Below are 19,404 nucleotides of genomic sequence, written 5' to 3'. Positions count from 1 at the left end.
AACCCCACCTAACTAGTTTTTCATATTCTTTACTGCTTTTACGGTTTTTAATGACTCTTTGAAACGATCATATATAGAATTGCCAACTACTACAATGTCAGCAAATTGGGCCATTTCCTTGGCTTGTTCAGGGCTCTGAATCCCACCACCATAGATGAGTAGAGTTTCTTCTAATTTCCCCTGTACACGCTTGACCAACTCAGGGTTCCCATATGTTCCACTATATTCGAGATAAAAAATCGGAAAACGAAACATCTTTTCAGCCATTTGAGCATAGGCTAGTACATCTTTGTCCTCAACGACTTTGGAATTCGTATATTGAAAGGCCTTGGAATCCGGATTTAACATACAATACGCTTCCATCATAATCTCGTCCCAGTTCATAATATCCCCAAAGTCCTTCACTGCTTGATGGTGCAAATCCATAAACCATTTTTTATTTTCACTATTTAAAACAGATGGAATAAAGTAATAGTCAAAGCCAGGTGTCACTGACTCCACATTAGAAATTTCGAGTACACAAGGCACTGTGTAACGACGAATTCTAGCTAGTAGATGTAATACATCATCAAGCGTAACATCATCCGTTCCTCCAACAATGATTGCATCTGTCCCTGACTCACAGATCCTTTCTAAATTCTCATCTGAAATTTCTTTGTTAGGATCTAATTTAAACATATGTCTCCACTTATTTATATCGTACATAGATTACCGTCCTCTATCTTTAAATTACATACCCTTTATTATAGCAAAAAACCACCTCGAATTAGAAACGACATTCGCACGTAAATAAGTAAAAATTGCAGGTAACTTGTGACAACAGAAAGGATATGCTAAGATTAGAAAAATAAATGACGTCTTTGTTGGCTGAAATTGAATAGTACAATGAGGAATGAATAGTATCTAAATCCTCTTCAAGAAGCGATCTAGGGATGGTGTGAGCCTAGAGAATGATTTAGAGAAAAGGCAATTCTGAGTACATTTTACTAAAAGAGGATGTAGATTGACTACATCAATCAGGGTGGAACCGCGGGAGATAACTCTCGTCCCTGGGCACAAGCCCAGAGACGGGAGTTTTTTTATATGATTATCACCATTATAGAACATTTGTTCTGGTGAAGCAACAAAAATTATAAGGCTTAGGAGGAAAAGTAGAATGGGAAAAAGCATGGATGAATTAGTCAATCACGTCAAACATAGAGGATTTGTATTCCAAGGCTCTGAAATCTACGGCGGTCTCGCAAACACTTGGGATTATGGACCATTGGGTGTGGAATTAAAGAAAAATTTAAAGGATGCTTGGTGGAAAAAATTCGTACAGCAATCCCCTTATAATGTTGGCTTAGATGCATCTATTTTAATGAATCCCAAAACATGGGAAGCATCTGGTCACTTAGGGAACTTCAATGACCCGATGATGGACTGTAAAGAATGCAAGGCGCGTCACCGTGCTGATAAGTTAATTGAAAACTATTTCGGTGAAAAGGGGGAAGAAGTCGTCGTTGATGGCCTTCCTTTTGAAGAAATGGAAAAGATGATTGAGGATAACGATATTGTTTGTACGGAATGTGGCGCCAAAAACTTTACGGAAATTCGTCAGTTTAATCTTATGTTCAAAACCTTCCAGGGAGTTACAGAGGATTCTAGTGATGAAATCTTTTTACGCCCTGAAACAGCGCAAGGAATCTTTGTAAACTTTAAAAATGTTCAGCGCTCTATGCGTAAAAAGCTACCATTTGGTATTGCTCAAATCGGGAAAAGCTTCCGTAACGAAATTACTCCTGGGAACTTCATTTTCAGAACTCGTGAATTTGAACAAATGGAAATGGAATTCTTCTGTAAACCAGGAACAGAAAAAGAATGGCATCAATATTGGTTAGACTTCTGTCATAACTGGTTATTATCACTCGGACTAAATGAAAAAAATGTTCGCCGTCGCGATCACGAGGAAGATGAATTGTCTCACTACAGTAATGCGACAACTGATTTGGAGTACAAATTCCCATTCGGCTGGGGAGAGCTTTGGGGCGTTGCTTCTCGTACTGATTACGACTTGACCCAACATGCTGAGCATTCAGGTGAAGATTTTCAATATATCGATCAAGAAAATAACAATGAACGTTATATTCCTTACGTCATCGAACCAGCGCTTGGACTGGATCGTCTCGTATTGTCGTTCCTTGCTGATGCTTTTGAAGAGGAGGAATTAGAAGATGGTTCTACTCGTGCTGTTATGCACTTCCATCCAGCAGTTGCTCCGTATAAAGCAGCTGTCTTCCCACTTTCGAAAAAGCTGTCCAAGGAAGCTCAGGAGGTTTACAGTGAGCTTGCTAGTGATTTTATGATTGACTACGATGAATCAGGTTCTATCGGGAAACGCTACCGTCGTCATGATGAAATTGGAACACCATTCTGTATTACTTTTGACTTCGATTCTGTTGAAGACAAACAAGTAACAGTTCGTGATCGTGACACGATGGAGCAAACTAGAATGCCAATTTCAGAATTAAAACAGTTCTTAAGTGAAAAAATCTCATATTAAATATAAAAAAGCGCATGGATAAATTTCCATGCGCTTATTGTTTATTCCTCTTCCTTTTGATAAATACGATCTAACACAAGATCATAAGCTTCGTTTCCATAATTCAAGCACCTTTTGACGCGTGAAATTGTAGCTGTTGATGCGCCTGTTTCTTTTTCAATAACATGATACGTATCCCCTTCTCTTAGCATGCGTGCAACCTGCAGACGCTGTGCTAGAGATTGAACCTCATTCATCGTAGCTAAGTCATCAAAAAATTTATAGCACTCTTCGACATCTTCCAACGCTAAAATAGCTTGAAATAATTGATCTAATTCTTTCCCACGTAGCTTGTCAATTTGCATCGTTCTACCTCCTCCGGTCCTTAGTTAAACTGAACAGATTGGTCCATGCCAGGTGACTCGGGTACCACATTCACCCATGTTTTACCCGGTACAAATTCAACAGGCTCTTCCCCATTAAACGGCAAAATACGTCCATCAACGTTTTTCCAGTTTACCTCTTTTACGATTCCCTTTTGAATTAAGTAACCTTTTCCACCTGACTCTAAATCTATAGCCCTACGGTTGGCCGAATCAATGACCTGATGTCCGGTTTCAACGATAAAAATATTGTCTAGCATGATTGGCTCATCCGTTTCTAATTCAACAGATTTCTCTCCATCACTATAACGAATGTACTTTTCATTGGCCTCATCATACTCATATGTGACTTTTTCATATACATCATCATAGACGATATGAACTTTACTTGCCTCATCACCACTTAACTCTTCCACTTCATTTTCTGATAAGAAAGGATATGGTTCGTACTCTTTTTCAGTAGAAATGCCTTTGTTTTCAGCCGCTTCATATACATTTGGATAAAGCAGGTATGAATTATGTGGTGCTTGACGGAAGCTTTCCCGTTTAAATAAAAATCCATCATTATCATGAACCATTCCTCTTAATACTTCTGCACCTTTATTCAAAATGATGTCTTCAATATGTTGTGCAGCTCCATGATAAACGTATATCGAATCCATTCCTAAAGCTAAATCTGCATAATATTCACGCGCACTTCTTACTGGTCCCACCATTTCTGGGGTTTCACTATGAAAGAAAGCAATAAACCTCGTAATTGGGCCCTCTGCAAGTAGTTCATATACAATATCCGCCTGTGATAACCCTGTTTGCGGACGTGCTTTATTATGGTTATTTACCATAACTCCAACAATACGGTTATTAATCTCTTCATCGGTTTTAATGCCCGTAAGTGGATACGTATGAATCAATTCGTCTTCAGGCTCCTCAGATTCAGCGGCAGGTTCCTGATCGAGATTCATAGCTGGTTCGTCTTGTTCAGTATCTTTTTGATTGGATGCCTCCTCGTCCTTACAAGCAACGAGTAAAATCATCATCGAAAGTAGTATCATTAAAATTGCTCTATTTCTAGTCAATGTATCCCACCTTTTTAAAGTCTTTGTCCTTTACCCCTTTTATATTTTAACGCATTATCGTAGGAAAGAGTACCTCTTTCTTTTTTACATCGATAATTCCTTTAGGTGTGATGCGTAAATATGGTAAATGGGAGGCTGATAAGAACAATAATGTGTAGATTGGATCGGTAAATTGATATCCATGTTCCTTTAACTTATTGGAAAGCTCCTTCTCTTTTTTAATTAATTCCTCCATCGGTTCATCTGAAAGCTTTCCTGCTAATTTTAACGGTAGCTCACAAATTACTTTACCATTATCAGCCAGCACGATGCCTCCACCGATTTCTTTCATCCGATCAAAGGCAATGCGAATATCCGATTTTCTTTTTCCAATTAACGTAATATCCCCTGTACTGGAGTAAGAGCTCACAAGTCCCCCTAAGGTTTTAGTAAATCCTCTAAGTAGAGTAGCAATTCTCCATTCCCCATGCTGGTCCATTAAGGTAAGAAAAGCTTCATGATTATCTTCACTAATTTCGTCTGTTTGTAAGCCATTCGTTATCGTAAACGGCTTCATAATGACATCATTGGCCATTTCTAAACCGATGGGAACGAAGAAACGAAAATCACTATCACGTAGCTCCCAGTCTAAGGATAGGGACTTAATTCCATACTTTTTCCAATCAAATGAAGGCTGCTCATATTGAATATTCTCTTCATATTTTATCCATTTGCCCTTTGCTAAAACCGAAACTGGTGTCGGATTATTTTTTTCCTTTAAAAAATTGATATGCGCGATTCGACCAGGACCAATACTTCCTACTAAGTGGTCAATCCCAAAGTGTTTCGCTGCATTATATGAAGCCATCAAATAGGCCTCCTCTAAAGGTACACCTTCTTCAATCGCAATTTCAATACACTTGTTCATAATTCCGCTTTCATAAAACGATGGAGGAGAACCATCTGTTGTCATCATCACATTATCATAAGAATGTACATCATAATCCTTTAATTCCCGTAGGATTTTCCGTAAATCAGGACGAATCGACGAATGACGTAAAGCAATTCGATATCCTAAAATAAGACGCTTATATGCTTCTTCACCAGAAATCGCTTCGTGGTCACTATCCGCTCCTAGCAGCTTCATTCTCGTTAACGTTTCAAGTGATGCACCAGGGAAATGTCCTTCAACTGGCTTCCTAAGTCTTTTGGCTTCCTGCATCCAGTGTAGCATCCGGTCGTCATCCTTTAACACACTCGTCCAGGAAGTCAGCTCCCCACCTTGAATAACGGCATCATGCTTGAGCCATGAGAGTACATTGGCTTTTCGTATAAATTTTTCCTCATCCTGTAAGGTTGATTGGGAATCAAAACGGGCCCACCAATATAAGGATGTAGGCAAATCGTCCAATTCCTCAATTACAGAAAACGCTTTCTTGTTATCCAATAAATAAAGGTACGTAAGATTATCATTGATAAATACTGCCGTACCCGTTTGAGATGCATATTGAGACAATGTATGGGGATTATATAACTGAAATGGATGCACGTGTGGCTCTATATATCCTGGTACTAAATATTGACCCTGACAGTCAATCATTTGTATATTCGTATGCTCAGGCAGACGATCACCAACGTAAACAATACGATCTTCATAAATCCAGATGTTTGCCTGCATCCATTTTTTTATATAAACATTTAAATAGGTTGCGTTTTTCAATACTAGCGTTGGAATTAATTTATCATCAATGACAGCAACATGCTCGCGTAGCTGTCGATTCCTCCAGCGACTATTAAAACTCATATATGTTCCTCCCCCTTGTAGCCTAAAAAGCTTTGGTTATGTAAAATTTTAATACATTAACGCTGTGAAGGGAAGAGATAAATTTGGTACAAAAAAATGTGGGTACAATAAATGCATTAATACGAATTACGGCAGGGCTCACGGCTGTAAGCTACGGAACAGCTTGTTTAGTGAAAAAACCCCATCGTGAAATGAATTCCTTGTTAATTGTTTTAGGTGCCATGAAGGTTGCTGAAGGGATTGTAAGGTACTGTCCCGTTACAGATATGATTGATAACACCGATATGTTTGAAAATGTGAAACAAAATCTCACGCAAGGAAAGCAAAGTGCCGATCAATACGAAATATAAAGAAAGATAGGAGCCACTTAAGCTCCTATCTTCTTTAGTTTAGTCCGATTTTTTCAAAAATAGCATCGACACTCTTTAAGTGATATTCATAGTCGAAACACTTGTCCAATTCTTCCTTAGATAAAACGTTAGTGATTTTTGTTTCATTTTCAACCAATGACTTAAACGGAACCCCCTTTTCCCAGGCCTCCATTGCCTTTGGTTGAACCAGGTCATAGGCCTTCTCACGTACCATACCTTGATCAATTAGAGCAAGTAGAACGCGCTGAGAAAAAATAAGGCCATAGGTTTTCTCCATATTTGCACGCATGTTATTAGGAAACACGGTTAAATTTTCAACAATTTTGCCGAAACGATTCAGCATGTAATTGAGTGCAATTGTACTATCAGGCAAAATAATACGCTCAGCTGAGGAATGAGAAATGTCACGCTCATGCCACAATGGCACATTTTCATAGGCGGTGAGCATATGTCCACGAATCACACGAGATAAGCCTGTCATGTTTTCAGACCCAATCGGATTACGCTTATGCGGCATTGCGGATGAGCCTTTTTGCCCCTTCGCAAAAAATTCCTCAACCTCTCTCGTTTCCGTCTTTTGCAATCCCCTAACTTCAACCGCAAACTTCTCAATTGATGTTGCAATTAAGGACAGTACAGACAAATAATGAGCGTGTCGATCCCTTTGTAGGGTCTGGGTTGATACTGGAGCTGCTCCAAGTCCTAGCTTTTCACAAACATACTGTTCAACAAATGGGTCAATATTGGCATATGTACCCACTGCACCAGAAATTTTTCCGACCTCAATGCTTTGTCTAGCTGCCTGAAAACGCTCGAGGTTTCGCTTCATTTCTTCATACCAAAGAGCCATCTTTAACCCAAAAGTTGTCGGCTCAGCATGCACCCCATGCGTACGCCCCATCATAACGGTATACTTGTGCTCTTTTGCTTTGTTAGCCAGAATTTGGACGAAATTATTAAGGTCTTTTTCAATAATTTCATTCGCCTGTCTTAGAAGGTATGACTGAGCTGTATCCACTACATCCGTTGAGGTTAAGCCATAGTGAACCCATTTTCGCTCTTCTCCCAAGGTTTCCGACACGGCACGCGTAAACGCCACCACATCATGTCTCGTTTCCTGTTCAATTTCCTTGACTCGATTCAAGTCGAATGAAGCTTGTTCGCGCAACTTTTGGACATCCTCTTTTGGAATAATCCCGAGTTCACTCCACGCTTCACACGCTAAAATTTCAACTTCAAGCCACGCATTCAGCTTATTTTTTTCTTCCCAAATTGCTCCCATTTCTTCACGCGTATAACGTTCAATCATGTCGAATTCCCCCTATGTATCACACTACCCTAATGATACCGTATCTGTGAAAAAAATCTAGACCTCATCCTGTAAAATTGCTTCAAACATAATATCTCTTGCCACAGGCTCCATACCTTTGTCCGTTTCTTTAAAAATAGGCTTTTCAAAGCGTTTTATTGGTGTATAGCCTTCCTGTGCAATTCGATCTAAACAATCAGAAATCGATTCCCCATTTTCAACCTTAAACCGCTTCTTTTTTGATTTTTTCGTCATATCTTACACCACCAAACTTTGCTGCTATTCAGGTTTATTTTTCTTACGTCGTAACCTTCTTACTTGTTTAACCCAGAACCCGCCATGAATTGTCTTCGGTTCATAGGCGATCATAAACGCTTTTGGGTCAATTTCATGAATGGTCTCATAAAGCTTGAGCTCATATTTTCTCGGAGTTAAAATTTGCATGGATAGACGATCTCCATCCATTCCATGTGCATACCAGCTCGTTACCCCATATCCGCGATCACGAAGCTTTCTTGTAAATTCGATATCAGGGTTAGTGGAGACTACATTGACCGTAATATATCCAAGCGCTAGCTTTTCTTCAATTCGTGTACCCACTAGAACACCAATACCATAACCAATGGCATAGGCCACTAAATTTTGAATTTCATTTAAATTATCTAGCACTAAGCCTAAACCAACAACATAAACCACCGTTTCAAACATACTGACCATGGCTGCTGTATATCGCTGCCCCTTCAATGTCAGCATCATACGCACTGTAAAAAGGGAAACGTAAACAATATTAATGATTAATATAATCGCAACCATCACTAGTGCATTCTCTAACATTTGTTTTCCTCCTCTACCTTATCATTTGAAAACTCCCTCCGTAATAATCACCCACTGCCCAATTTTCGCATAGAATATTTTAGAAAAATTTGGCTTTGATGTTGGTGAATTAGGAATTACTTATTGGAGGGAAAAATATGGATCCATTTAAGAATATGCAGGATTGGAAAAAGAATATGGATCACTTTTTCGGCGAACAATTTTGGAGTGAGTTTGAAGGTATTTTAAAGCCACCCATTCCACAAATTAATATGTACCAATCCGATAACGAAATCACCGTTGTATGTAATGTACCCGGAATGAAGCAAGTTAAAAGTGTCGATATTTTCGTTGATTATGCCACTTTAGAAATCCAAGGTGTCATTAGTCTACCTGTACAGGGGCACTTAGTGCAAGAGGAAATTTTACAGGGGGCTTTTGACCGTAAAATCGACCTTCCATTCCCCGTCCGCAGTGACAAAATTGATGCCATTTACCAAAACGGCTTACTTACCATTCAGCTATACAGATTGATAACGAAGGAGTCTAATAAGCATAGAGTTTCGGTACGGGTGATGGATGAGTAGGGATTGTGGGGGAGGATTTGTACTAATGACGATGATTGGGTAGGGCGGAAGCGGATTAATCAGGTCGTTTCTCCGGGGAATTCGGTCGGTGGTGTAGGGAATTCAGTCTTATGTTTAAGGGAATCAAGTCAAAATTGTAGTTATTCCCGTTTGGATGTTATGGGCGTAATTGTCATCTAGTCAGCTTTTTAGTAATTCCTGTTAGAAGCTTGAGTTATCACGTCTTAACCTGAAGTAATCAAGTCAGCCTTCATCATAATCCTGTCATTTTCCCCATTATTCCGTCCATGCGCAATAATCCCGCCACCTTATCCATTATTCCAGTCGCAACTCGCAAAATCCCGTCGCTTTCCACAAATAAAAAGAATCACCATAATGATTCATCTCATTATGGTGATTCCACTACTTCAATCCCATTTTCCTCGAGAACTTCCCAATCCGTTACTTTACCTTTATTTAAAACAACCTGGTTAAGACTCTTCAGTTCAACCAATCCTGACACGGTTGTAATCTCTGTTTGATGTATATCTAAATAAGACAGGTTTTCTAATGGAGCTAATTCTTCTAAAAATCCTAGATTCTGTACGTCCTCTATAATCAACGTTTCTAAATTTATTAGCGATTTCAGTACGGACATTGGTAGGGTATAGCCTTTTAAATATAGTCTTTCCAGGCTTTTCATTTGTTTAATATACTGATAATCATGCGGAAGAAGCTCTTGAAAACGGTCTGTTGAACTCAACGGCTTTATGTTTAAATTCTGGAGTGTTTTTAAATCTTCCTCTGATATATACTCAGGTGCCTTTTGTAATGATGCAGCTACATTTTCCACGAAAAATCCTGACGCCTCAATTTGATAGAGGTCATTTTCGATAAATTTGCCATCCTTGTAGATAGAGCCATCAGAACTAAAATCCACGGTAGAAATTCGTTTTCCCTTTTCATTTAAGTACCTAGCAAACGCATAGGATGAACCATTTTCCTCCCACACTACGTTGAAACTCAAGCCGATGTCACCATTTATATAGTACTCAACATGATCCGGTGACCACGGATGCAGGGAGATTTTCTCGTTTGTAGTTTTGATAAATTGATACTCAACCGCTTCATAAGTGGAGCCATCCGTCTCCGATTGCCCCTCATAAACTTTGCCCTGCCCAAACGTTTCTTGAACTTCTTCTTTAGTCATTCCCACTGTATATTTTGACATAATGGTTTCTAGCTGTTCCCGCACTTGGTCAAAAGGGATCGTTTCCTCTTCTTCCACTACTGGAGGTTGGTCTGATTCTTCAGGTTGTGGAAAAGCATCTTGTAAATAGATAAAGCTAAACACAATTGCACCTACAAAGAGTGTTGCAGTTGCCAATTTCGGCCTCCAGTGTGCTGAGGTTGATTTCTTTTTCTCTTTTTGGTGGAGCCATCGATAAAATCGTTCTTTATCTTCCTTTTTCACCAAAGGCTCTTCACCTATATAGTCGTCAAAAGCATCCTTATAATTACGATTCGATTTCGTCAAACTGCACACCCCCTAGCTTAGACCGCAGTTTCCCTTTACCGCGAGCTATTCTCGTTTTTACCGTCGACTCATTTAGATGCAGCAGTTCACTGATTTCTTTAATCGAAAGGGATTGATAATAACGCAGCACCAAGACTTCACGATATTTTATGGACAAAGAAAATATCGCATTAATCAATTGCTGACGTTCTTCATCCTTAATGGAGAGTTGCTCTGGTGATTTGCTATGGCCCGTGTCATGAATATGTTCTCGCAGGTAAATAATCCGGTTCACAGGAGATTTTAAGTGGTCTTTACATTTATTAATTGCAATTCGACATAACCATGTTTTTAATTTAGATTCTCCCTGAAAAGAATCGAGCCGCCTATAAACCGTGATCAGAAAATCCTGAAAAAGGTCGTCTGTAGCTACGTAATTTTTCACATACGTAAATATTATTCTTTTAACTGTTTCTCCATAGTTATCAATCACATATTCTATAGCTCTTTCTCTTGGCCATAAGGCGATGTCCAAATCATTATTTTCGGTATCATAGGATTCCAAAGCCAAATCACCAACTTTCTCTTGCTCTTACCTTTTAGACGACTAAGATTTTAAAAGGTCCCACATTTTATATAAAACTTATACTAAAATTTTAAATCATAAACTCTACTTTTGGTTGAACCTTGATACTGTGTATTTAACGATCGTAAAATTTTATAACTAACTGTCGGGGATTCTATTTGTAAATATTTTCGTGCTTCTCTGTTTGTTAAAGAGTTATCAATAAGAAGAGAGTAATCAATGAGAGCTTGCATGTGAGCATCTCTAGAGGACGTAGGACATTGAGGACATTGCCATTTTCCGTTTTTTCTAAACATCGGCGAAGTAGAACAGCTTGGACACTGCACCCCAGGGATTAACTCAGATTTAACCATATTAAACTTGTCAAAGAAATCTGGATCTTCTGGTTCATTTCGTTTCATAAGTCGTTTGGATAAATTATGAATTTGTTTATTTGTTGCTGCTTCCTTAATATAGGACTGTTGGATTTGTTCAATTTTTTCTAATAAATAAGTGCTGTGGAGAACCTTCTTTACGTATACTGACTCTGGATTGGTGGTTTTCAAAATACAATTTGGGTTAGTCATCACTACCAAATGTTCAAGTGGAATGTTGGGAAATTTGTGTTCCTTAAGCCAATTATGAAACTGAAATTTCTGATGTTTCACCTGTTGCAAGGGATCAGGAAAAACCTCCCTCGTTCCATCATCTTTAGTGCGAATAAGCTGTTTAAACGTATCATCAAATAGTAGATGTCCGGAAATATTTTTAGCTTCAACAATGAGAATAAAGGATTTGGAGAGCAGTATAGTATCCATTTGGAAGTAAAAACTTTGATAGGGGAGTCTGAGGCCATGAAGGATGAGGAATTCCTTTTCGGGGAGAAAGCTTAAATAATAGTCCAATGACTTTTCACCTTTTTGTCCAGCAACACATTTTCCAAGTTCCTCTTCTATAGCCGGACGCTTCGGATGATTATCAGGCAGACGTCGCAATAAAGCCTGCAATTTTTTTATTCGCATGGAAACAGCATGATTTAAAACTAGCAAATTATCACTCCTCAGTTAAAATTCTATGTTTTTCGACATGATTAATAGTTTCGCTATTGATCGAAAATCCCCTTCTTTTTGATGAAAAAATTATAAGTAAGAGAGTGGGCTAATTAATCAAGTCTCCCACATCAGGAATTCAGTCAAAAGAGTTAATAATCCGGTCAATATGTAATAGATTCATGTCATATTAGTGAACTATTACGTCCACGCATATGGCTACGAGTTTGATTCAGTCTATTTACCTATTAATTAAGTCAGGCCGCAAGAGAATCCGATCCAGTACAGCTGTTAATCACGTCGCCCTCCAACGGTAATCCCGTCACTTCACCTCCTTTTCCTGTCAGCAGCCCAAAATACCGTCAAACCGCATCACAATCAAGTCAAAACAATCTACATTCACGTCACGTCAACATCGGAACAATTCCGGTCACCACCGCCCCGCACACTTCAGCAAAAAATAAAAATCCCAGCTCAGCACCACCACGGCGCCAAACTGGGATTCAATAAAACTATAAAACTAGCTCAAGAACACAAAATACAACACAAACACTACAAACAAGCCATACATAATCGGATGAATATCCTTTGCCTTACCCTTTAATAGCATCGTAATTGGGTAGAAAATAAAGCCCATTGCGATTCCAGTTGCGATACTATAAGTCAGCGGCATCGCAATGACCGTTAAAAAGGCTGGGACCGCAATTTCAAATTTATCCCATTCAATATTTTTCAGGTTAGAAGCCATTAATACACCGACAATTATCAATGCTGCTGCTGTCACCTGCGAGGTCACGACACCTAATAATGGTGAGAAGAACAGAGCTAACACGAATAATGCTGCTGTTACTATGGATGCAAAGCCTGTGCGTCCGCCAACTCCAACCCCGGCAGTTGATTCAATATAGGATGTGGTTGTGGATGTACCAAGCACAGAGCCCGCTACAGTTGCAGCTGAGTCAGAGAACAATGCACGCCCCGCACGAGGAAGCTTATTATCCTTCATGAAACCTGCTTGAGTGGCAACGGCTACTAAAGTTCCCGCTGTATCAAAGAAATCCACAAATAAGAACGTTAAAATTACGACAAGCATTTCAAGTGTGAAAATATCACCAAAGTGCGCAAACGCCTCACCAAAGGTTGGAGCAAGACTTGGGACACTTCCTACGACTTGAGAAGGAGGGTCGATAAGTCCTACAACAATACCTGCAATTGAAGTAATGATCATGCCATAGAAAATACCGCCTTTTACTCCAACTACCATAAGTGCTACGGTTACAACAATCCCAAAAATAGCTAATAGAGTAGTAGGTGTTGTTAGGTCGCCAAGCGCAACCAACGTGTCTGGGTTACCCACAACAATCCCTGAATTAATTAAACCGATAAAAGCAATAAATAGACCGATACCAGCACCGACAGCAAGCTTTAACTGACCGGGTATGGCGTTAATGATTTTTTCTCGTAAACCAGATACAGTTAGTACAATAAATATAAGTCCAGATGCGAGTACCCCTGCTAATGCTGTTTGCCAAGGAATCCCCCAAGTGAGAACGACTGTGTAAGCGAAGAAGGCATTTAAGCCCATTCCTGGTGCAAGTGCAATCGGATATTTAGCTAGCAAGCCCATGATTAACGTACCAATAGCGGCAGCAAGTGCGGTTGCTGTAAAGACAGCACCACTATCCATTCTTGTCATTCCCTCTGGTAGCTCAACACCATCAAGGGTTAATATGATCGGATTTAAAAATAAAATATAAGCCATAGATAAAAACGTTGTAATCCCAGCCATGGTTTCGGTACGATAATTCGTTCCGAGCTGGTCAAAGTTAAAATACTTTTTCATTCTCCATTTCCTCCCCTTTTATGTGAAACACCGAAGCTATCAAAACAAAAACACCCTTGGCATCTATACCAAGAGTGTCTACGTACGGAAGGAAATTGCAAAAGGACTAGCCCTTTTCACCCAGGACAACCCCATAAACCTATGCAATCACCTCGTAGTCAGACCATTTACGGTGGTCCGGTAGAAACTCATGGGCCGATTCCCAAAATTATACGACGGTGTTCAGTTATTTATTTAATTCATTTAAATCGTAACCTGTTTTTGTCTGTCTGTCAACAAATAAACGAATATTTTTGACAAAATCCAAGAATAATGTTCGCTTATTCCCATTCAATGGTAGAAGGTGGCTTACTCGTCACATCATACACAACGCGATTAATTTGCTCCACCTCGTTGACCATGCGATTTGAGATCTTTTCCAAAATATCTAAAGGAATACGAGCCCAGTCCGAAGTCATTCCATCCACAGAGGTAACAGCTCGAATGGCAATGGTATGATCATAGGTCCGGCTATCTCCCATAACCCCTACACTACGAATGTTCGGTAAAACGGTGAAGTACTGCCAGATTTCCCGATCTAAGCCTGCCTTAGCTATTTCATCACGTAAAATGGCATCAGACTCGCGAACAATTGCTAATTTTTCCTCGGTTACGTCTCCAAGGATGCGAATAGCAAGACCTGGACCTGGGAAAGGCTGACGCCAAACAATTTCTTCTGGTAGCCCAAGTTCAAGCCCGAGCTCCCGAACCTCATCTTTAAATAGTGTGTTTAAAGGCTCAATTAATTCAAATTGCATATCCTCAGGCAGGCCACCTACATTGTGGTGAGACTTAATCGTTTGCGCCGTGTCGGTACCACTTTCAATAATGTCCGTATATAAAGTTCCTTGTGCTAAATAGTCTACATCCTCTAATTTTGATGCTTCATCATCAAATACGTAGATAAACTCATTCCCAATGATTTTACGCTTTTGTTCAGGATCTGAGACACCCTGTAACTTATCAAGGAAACGGTCCTTCGCATCTATTTTGATGACGTTCATATGAAATTCATCGCGGAAAGTTTCCATGACTGTTTTTGCTTCGTCTTTTCTAAGCAATCCATGATCGACAAAAATACAGGTTAGTTGATCACCTATAGCTCTATGAATAAGTGCAGCCACAACAGAGGAGTCCACGCCCCCACTAAGGGCACATAACACCTTTTTGTCTCCTACCGCTTTATGAATTTTTTCTATTTCAAGCTCTACAAAGTTTTCCATCGTCCAGTTTGATTCCGCCTTACAAATGGAAAAAATAAAGTTTCGTAGGACGTCATTTCCATACTCTGAATGCTTCACTTCAGGATGGAATTGAACACCATAAAGGTTTTGATCCACAGAGCTAATCGCAGCAATTGGACATGAAGGGCTAACTGCATCTACTGTGAAGTTATCAGGAGTTTCGATTACTTTATCACTGTGGCTCATCCAAACCACCTGCTCTTCAGGTAACTCGCGGAATAAACCATTTGTGTTTTGAACCTCAATTTGTGCCTTTCCATACTCACGATCCTTGGCACGCTCTACTTTTCCACCAAAATGATCAACCATCAGCTGCATACCATAGCAAACACCTAAAATCGGAATGCCTAAGTCAAAAATGGCAGGGTCACAGCGAAAGCTATTTTCTGCATAAACACTGTTTGGTCCACCCGATAAAATGATTCCTTTTGGGTTCATTTCCCGAATCTCAGCAGCAGACAGCTTATGTGAGTGTAGCTCACTGTAAACACCCATTTCTCTTATACGTCTTGTGATCAATTGATTATATTGACTGCCAAAGTCTAGTACTAAAATCATTTCTGGATTTTGAATCGTCATTGATCTTCCCCCTTATGGTGTGGTGATATTAGAAAAGCACGAGTTTCGCCAAAAATGGCGAAATTCGATGTCTTTTCTTATACTTTAATCCGACTAATCTTATATTTTCTTAAAGTATAAAAAAAGATTTCTGCCCAGTCTGAAGGCAGAAATCCCATACGTATATCTATTCTCTGCCTTCATAGTCAGGATATTTAAGGTATCCCGGTAGAGACTCTCGAACCGTATTTTCGAGGATATATGAAGGAATATTCGGTTTAAGTTTTCATCATTCTATCAATCTCGTGTCACCTGGTCAATACTTTACCCTGTTGATTAAATTTTCCCATAATTGCCTCATTTTGTTCCACTGGCTTGTATCTGTGTCATCCCGATATAGAATTCGTTCATAATAGTACGTTAAGCGCCCCATTTCACTGGACTGCAATTTACGGTCAACCGTACGAGCGTATTCACGTAACGTTTGGTCATCCTCTCTTTTAATCCCTTTTTTATTCAGTAAGGATAGGAGGAACTGATAGGATTTCAAGTACGTTTCAACATCATTTTTTTTGTGAAATTGTCTTCGTTTTAACCAATACATCCAAGTAAATCGTTTCCAGTACAATAGCCCTGAGATCGCAAGCAATACTAGACCAACGATAAGCAACACATCCCAAGGAATCGTAAATGATGCTGAGCCTCCTTGTTCTTCTTCCTCAGCCGGATCATTTGGCTCCTCTTCCATTTCACTTACTGGAATATCTTCTTCTTCCTGATTATTGAGCAAATCCTCTAGACTTTGTCCGGATGTGAAATCCACAGGGTTATAGAAGCCCTTTGTCGGTTCAAAGGGAACCCAGCCTGCATCTGGAAAATAAACCTCTACCCAGGAGTGGGCATTTGAATTCGTTATTTCATAAGTGTTCCCTTCTGTCGGATTACGTTCTACGATTTCTCCTGCTCCAAAGCCCTTCACCCATCTTGCAGGGATATCCACAGAACGTAGGAGAACAACCATCGAGGTTGAAAAGTTATCACAATACCCTAAATGAGATTCAAAGAGAAATTGATCGACATAATCCTCGTTATCATCCGGTACAGGAACATCGGTTGTACTATATTGAAAATCTGGTGATTTAAAAAAGCCTTCTACTGCCTTTGTTTTATCATAGCGGTTATTTTCATCAGCTGTGATTTCCGCTGCTAAATCCTTCACACGCTGTGGCAAAGTTTCTGGCAGTTGTGTATATCTTTCCTGAATAACAGAAGGGTCATCAACACTCCCTTCTCTTAACACCTTTAAGGAGTATACAGGCTGATCGTAGCTTACTTCATAGGAGCCCATTTGCACCCGTTCATTCCCTAACTTCGGATAAATTTCACCTGTATCCTGGCTGTAGGAATATTGATATGGACTTTCTCCATTTAAATTAATCTGGGATAGACCATAAGGATATACCAACTTTGGTAGTAGTTCCTCGTTGTTAAAATTTATTGTAGCCTGTTGTGGCTCGGTCTCTACGGTATCAGCAATGTCATTGAATTCTATTGTTCCATCATCACTCTCAGCAAAAGGCCGCTCACCGGAACGAACCCAGCCTTTTCCGGTATACACATCCTTCGTTTCAATTTTCCAATACTGTGCATCCTCAACTTGGGCTCGAAATACTACTGTTTCATCTTGAACAAAGGCTCCACCTAACCGTTCATCATTTTCTCCATAGCCTACCTTTTTAATCCCAGAACCTGTACCACTTCCTCCCCCTGCATTTTCAGCAGTGCTTTTCAGGAATGGTACAGGGTCAGGCCATTGAGGACTATATTTTGGTGCCGCAAAGCCTACAACGCTCGAAAATAACACAATTGCAATTAGGGGAAGCACCCATGCAATGTAATTCCCCTTAGGAATGCGGAATATTTTTTCTTTGATAAGAATTCGTTGAAAATTCGTTAACCCTAAAATTATCATCGAAATAAGGAAAGTACGGATGATCGCATATTTGGCATCATAAACCGTGAATGTATCCACAACGGTCAAATAGATAAACGTTAATAATACAAAGAAAAGAGTACGTTTAGCAATCACAAACCAGTAGTAAAGAAGGTAGCTCATCAACCATAGTAAAATTAAAAAGAGCATGGAACGAAAGAGTGCGGTCATCTCCCACCATTGCTGTTCAGACATCACACTAAAATTATATTGAATATCAAATAGTAGATGCTGAAACCAGGAGGCTGATAGAAACTGTTCTTGAAAGAAAAGACCATCCAGGATGAATAGCAACCCTAGAAGTTTTAACGGAAATGTAATCCACCATTGAATTTGCATATAGGTAAGGAAAAAGCAAAACGACATGTAAAGAATAAAAATGAGTACATTCCCTGTATCGGTAATTTGGTCTAAAGGCCTTAGCCATTCCCAAAGTAGGAGGAAACTACCAATATACAAAACGACATTTAAAAAGACTTGGTTTGGTTGTTGTTCTTGTTTTAAACGCATTATGCGTTCACCTCAATAGTTAGCTTCATTAATTGACCTTCAGAGAGAAGATTAACCACCACATCACTACTGCGTAAATACTTTAGCCACTTCTTTTCATCTTCGGTTAAGGCTTGATCTGATTGGATCAAATACAAGACTACTCTTGGACTTTTTTGTCTTAACTGTAGTAACGTATCATAAAGCTCTAAGCTCAACTGGGTGGTAATAACCATCATTAAATAGCCCTTTGGCAAAACACCTGTTTCTTGTTTCACTAATCGACCAAATGGAATTGCAGGCTTCGGTTGGATTGTAGTCATATGATGTTTGACTTGTTCCTTACTCATTTGATTTTTATTGATGGGTACCGTTGTCCGGTCACTGCCCAATACAGAAAATACTAATCTAGCAGATTCTTCTTTAAGCACATCAATCAGCGAAACCCCAACTTCTACAGCACCTTCAAAGGCGAGCCAGTTTAGGTTCTCATGGGCTGTTCCATCAAACATCAAATACATATCCTGACTTTTTTCCTGGTCAAATTCCTTGGTCATCATCGTGTTCTTTTTCGCGCTTGCCTTCCAATCGATCCAGGACACACGGTCACCTGGCATATACTCGCGAACACCAGATACGACCATTGTATTTTTCACCGTACGATTGAAGGATGCTGAAGCTCCTTCTTCAAAGCTTTGCGCCTGTTTATGAAGAAGTACCTTTCTTTCTGAAGGATAAACTAAAAGCTTCGTTTCAACCGGATAAGTCTCTTCCTTCTTAATGATTCCAATAAAATCCCCTGTACTTATACGAATGTGTTGAAAGACATGCTCACCTCTTGGCAACTCGTTAATCTTGTACGTAAAGCTAAAGGTTTGTTTAAACCAAGGGAAAATGACTTTTTTGACACGTTGCTTTTGTTTTAACGCATCCGGGTTGGATAAAAAACTAAACTTCTTTCTTTTTGTATCCCGATAATCTAATGTATCTGGTAGTAAATCCTCTATCACGCAGTAATAAAGAGGGAAAAATCGGTCACGCTTGAACTTAATCTCAACTGTAACCGAATTTCCCGCCTCTGTTATCACGGGCTGGATGCTTCTTTCTATCTTTAATCTAGACATTGGATAGATTAGTAGTAATGCCATGTAGATTAGGATGGGCAAGGATCCGAAAAATAAAAACCAGCTCACAAATCCACCCTGAAACATGGCATATGAGTATAACACGCCTAGAGGAATTAAAATTAATAGAATTTTAAATAGGTTTAGGATGAATTTTTTCAT

At 39.4% G+C, this 19,404-nt stretch carries 17 protein-coding genes and 2 riboswitches; of the genes, 3 read left to right on the top strand and 14 right to left on the bottom strand.

Going from position 1 to position 19,404, the window contains the following annotated elements; genetic code table 11:
- Window positions 1–12 precede the first annotated feature (12 nt).
- Entirely contained in the window at window positions 13–705 is a 693-nt protein-coding gene (pcrB, locus tag GH754_RS13905) for a heptaprenylglyceryl phosphate synthase (RefSeq protein ID WP_153729298.1), read from the bottom strand.
- A gap of 451 nt (window positions 706–1,156) precedes the next feature.
- On the opposite strand from pcrB, the gene GH754_RS13900 reads away from it, so the two are divergent.
- Complete coding sequence (locus GH754_RS13900; protein WP_153729297.1) at window positions 1,157–2,542, top strand: glycine--tRNA ligase; 1,386 nt, start codon at window positions 1,157–1,159, stop codon at window positions 2,540–2,542.
- Between the two features lie 41 nt (window positions 2,543–2,583).
- Here GH754_RS13900 and GH754_RS13895 read toward each other — a convergent pair whose 3' ends face one another.
- The 3 genes from GH754_RS13895 to GH754_RS13885 are packed head-to-tail and all read right to left on the bottom strand — an operon-like array spanning window position 2,584 to window position 5,763.
- Window positions 2,584–2,886 (bottom strand): YerC/YecD family TrpR-related protein, encoded by a 303-nt coding sequence (locus tag GH754_RS13895; RefSeq protein WP_153729296.1) that lies wholly within the window; start codon window positions 2,884–2,886, stop codon window positions 2,584–2,586.
- 20 nt (window positions 2,887–2,906) lie between these two features.
- Window positions 2,907–3,980, bottom strand: a complete 1,074-nt coding sequence (locus GH754_RS13890) for a DUF3048 domain-containing protein (protein WP_228550269.1) — start codon at window positions 3,978–3,980, stop codon at window positions 2,907–2,909.
- A 46-nt stretch (window positions 3,981–4,026) separates the two neighbouring features.
- Window positions 4,027–5,763: an adenine deaminase C-terminal domain-containing protein gene (locus tag GH754_RS13885; RefSeq protein WP_153729295.1), complete on the bottom strand. Its 1,737-nt coding sequence runs from the start codon at window positions 5,761–5,763 to the stop codon at window positions 4,027–4,029.
- An 83-nt stretch (window positions 5,764–5,846) separates the two neighbouring features.
- Here GH754_RS13885 and GH754_RS13880 point away from each other — a divergent pair, with 83 nt between their 5' ends.
- Window positions 5,847–6,113 carry a YgaP family membrane protein gene (locus GH754_RS13880; protein ID WP_153729294.1) on the top strand — a complete coding sequence of 89 codons (267 nt, stop codon included), beginning with the start codon at window positions 5,847–5,849 and terminating at the stop codon, window positions 6,111–6,113.
- A 34-nt stretch (window positions 6,114–6,147) separates the two neighbouring features.
- On the opposite strand, the gene purB is transcribed toward GH754_RS13880, so the two are convergent.
- Genes purB through GH754_RS13865 form a run of 3 tightly spaced genes read right to left on the bottom strand, consistent with a single transcriptional unit; the run spans window position 6,148 to window position 8,277 of the window.
- Complete coding sequence (gene purB, locus GH754_RS13875; protein ID WP_153729293.1) at window positions 6,148–7,443, bottom strand: adenylosuccinate lyase; 1,296 nt, start codon at window positions 7,441–7,443, stop codon at window positions 6,148–6,150.
- Between the two features lie 57 nt (window positions 7,444–7,500).
- Window positions 7,501–7,698: an NETI motif-containing protein gene (locus GH754_RS13870; RefSeq protein WP_153729292.1), complete on the bottom strand. Its 198-nt coding sequence runs from the start codon at window positions 7,696–7,698 to the stop codon at window positions 7,501–7,503.
- A gap of 24 nt (window positions 7,699–7,722) precedes the next feature.
- Window positions 7,723–8,277, bottom strand: coding sequence for a DUF2179 domain-containing protein (locus GH754_RS13865; protein WP_153729291.1), 555 nt, complete (start codon window positions 8,275–8,277; stop codon window positions 7,723–7,725).
- Between the two features lie 137 nt (window positions 8,278–8,414).
- Between GH754_RS13865 and GH754_RS13860 the strand changes: the two genes are divergently transcribed.
- Window positions 8,415–8,843, top strand: a complete 429-nt coding sequence (locus GH754_RS13860) for an Hsp20/alpha crystallin family protein (protein WP_153729290.1) — start codon at window positions 8,415–8,417, stop codon at window positions 8,841–8,843.
- 388 nt (window positions 8,844–9,231) lie between these two features.
- Here the strand turns inward: GH754_RS13860 and GH754_RS13855 are convergent, their stop codons facing one another.
- The 7 genes from GH754_RS13855 to GH754_RS13825 all read right to left on the bottom strand — a co-directional run bounded on the left by GH754_RS13855 (window position 9,232) and on the right by GH754_RS13825 (window position 19,404).
- Entirely contained in the window at window positions 9,232–10,359 is a 1,128-nt protein-coding gene (locus GH754_RS13855) for a leucine-rich repeat domain-containing protein (RefSeq protein ID WP_153729289.1), read from the bottom strand.
- On the bottom strand, window positions 10,340–10,903 hold the full coding sequence (locus tag GH754_RS13850; protein ID WP_153729288.1) for a sigma-70 family RNA polymerase sigma factor: 564 nt from the start codon (window positions 10,901–10,903) through the stop codon (window positions 10,340–10,342). The genes GH754_RS13855 and GH754_RS13850 overlap by 20 nt, the downstream gene beginning before the upstream one ends.
- Before the next feature lie 83 nt (window positions 10,904–10,986).
- Window positions 10,987–11,952 carry a nuclease-related domain-containing protein gene (locus GH754_RS13845; RefSeq protein WP_153729287.1) on the bottom strand — a complete coding sequence of 322 codons (966 nt, stop codon included), beginning with the start codon at window positions 11,950–11,952 and terminating at the stop codon, window positions 10,987–10,989.
- A 520-nt stretch (window positions 11,953–12,472) separates the two neighbouring features.
- A complete protein-coding gene (locus GH754_RS13840) occupies window positions 12,473–13,795 on the bottom strand; it encodes an NCS2 family permease (protein ID WP_153729286.1) in 1,323 nt (440 codons plus the stop codon).
- 135 nt (window positions 13,796–13,930) lie between these two features.
- A riboswitch (purine riboswitch) is annotated at window positions 13,931–14,031 on the bottom strand.
- 84 nt (window positions 14,032–14,115) lie between these two features.
- Window positions 14,116–15,657 (bottom strand): glutamine-hydrolyzing GMP synthase, encoded by a 1,542-nt coding sequence (gene guaA, locus GH754_RS13835; RefSeq protein WP_153729285.1) that lies wholly within the window; start codon window positions 15,655–15,657, stop codon window positions 14,116–14,118.
- 162 nt (window positions 15,658–15,819) lie between these two features.
- Window positions 15,820–15,921, bottom strand: a riboswitch (purine riboswitch).
- Window positions 15,922–15,952: 31 nt separating this feature from the next.
- Window positions 15,953–18,139: a DUF4129 domain-containing transglutaminase family protein gene (locus GH754_RS13830; RefSeq protein ID WP_153729284.1), complete on the bottom strand. Its 2,187-nt coding sequence runs from the start codon at window positions 18,137–18,139 to the stop codon at window positions 15,953–15,955.
- Window positions 18,139–19,404, bottom strand: a complete 1,266-nt coding sequence (locus GH754_RS13825) for a DUF58 domain-containing protein (RefSeq protein ID WP_153729283.1) — start codon at window positions 19,402–19,404, stop codon at window positions 18,139–18,141. The genes GH754_RS13830 and GH754_RS13825 overlap by 1 nt, the downstream gene beginning before the upstream one ends.

It is taken from the genome of Salinibacillus xinjiangensis, from assembly GCF_009649735.1.
GTDB classification, from domain to species: domain Bacteria; phylum Bacillota; class Bacilli; order Bacillales; family Alkalibacillaceae; genus Salinibacillus; species Salinibacillus xinjiangensis.
Note: the sequence above shows the minus strand (reverse complement) of the source record. Positions and strands in the feature narration are given on the sequence as shown.

Excerpts from the sequence above, each read along its gene's own strand:
- pcrB (WP_153729298.1), bottom strand. The coding sequence starts at position 705 with ATGTACGATATAAATAAGTGGAGACATATGTTTAAATTAGATCCTAAC.
- GH754_RS13900 (WP_153729297.1), top strand. The coding sequence starts at position 1,157 with ATGGGAAAAAGCATGGATGAATTAGTCAATCACGTCAAACATAGAGGA.
- GH754_RS13895 (WP_153729296.1), bottom strand. The coding sequence starts at position 2,886 with ATGCAAATTGACAAGCTACGTGGGAAAGAATTAGATCAATTATTTCAA.
- GH754_RS13885 (WP_153729295.1), bottom strand. The coding sequence starts at position 5,763 with ATGAGTTTTAATAGTCGCTGGAGGAATCGACAGCTACGCGAGCATGTT.
- purB (WP_153729293.1), bottom strand. The coding sequence starts at position 7,443 with ATGATTGAACGTTATACGCGTGAAGAAATGGGAGCAATTTGGGAAGAA.
- GH754_RS13870 (WP_153729292.1), bottom strand. The coding sequence starts at position 7,698 with ATGACGAAAAAATCAAAAAAGAAGCGGTTTAAGGTTGAAAATGGGGAA.
- GH754_RS13865 (WP_153729291.1), bottom strand. The coding sequence starts at position 8,277 with ATGTTAGAGAATGCACTAGTGATGGTTGCGATTATATTAATCATTAAT.
- GH754_RS13860 (WP_153729290.1), top strand. The coding sequence starts at position 8,415 with ATGGATCCATTTAAGAATATGCAGGATTGGAAAAAGAATATGGATCAC.
- GH754_RS13840 (WP_153729286.1), bottom strand. The coding sequence starts at position 13,795 with ATGAAAAAGTATTTTAACTTTGACCAGCTCGGAACGAATTATCGTACC.
- guaA (WP_153729285.1), bottom strand. The coding sequence starts at position 15,657 with ATGACGATTCAAAATCCAGAAATGATTTTAGTACTAGACTTTGGCAGT.
- GH754_RS13830 (WP_153729284.1), bottom strand. The coding sequence starts at position 18,139 with ATGCGTTTAAAACAAGAACAACAACCAAACCAAGTCTTTTTAAATGTC.
- GH754_RS13825 (WP_153729283.1), bottom strand. The coding sequence starts at position 19,404 with ATGAAAAAATTCATCCTAAACCTATTTAAAATTCTATTAATTTTAATT.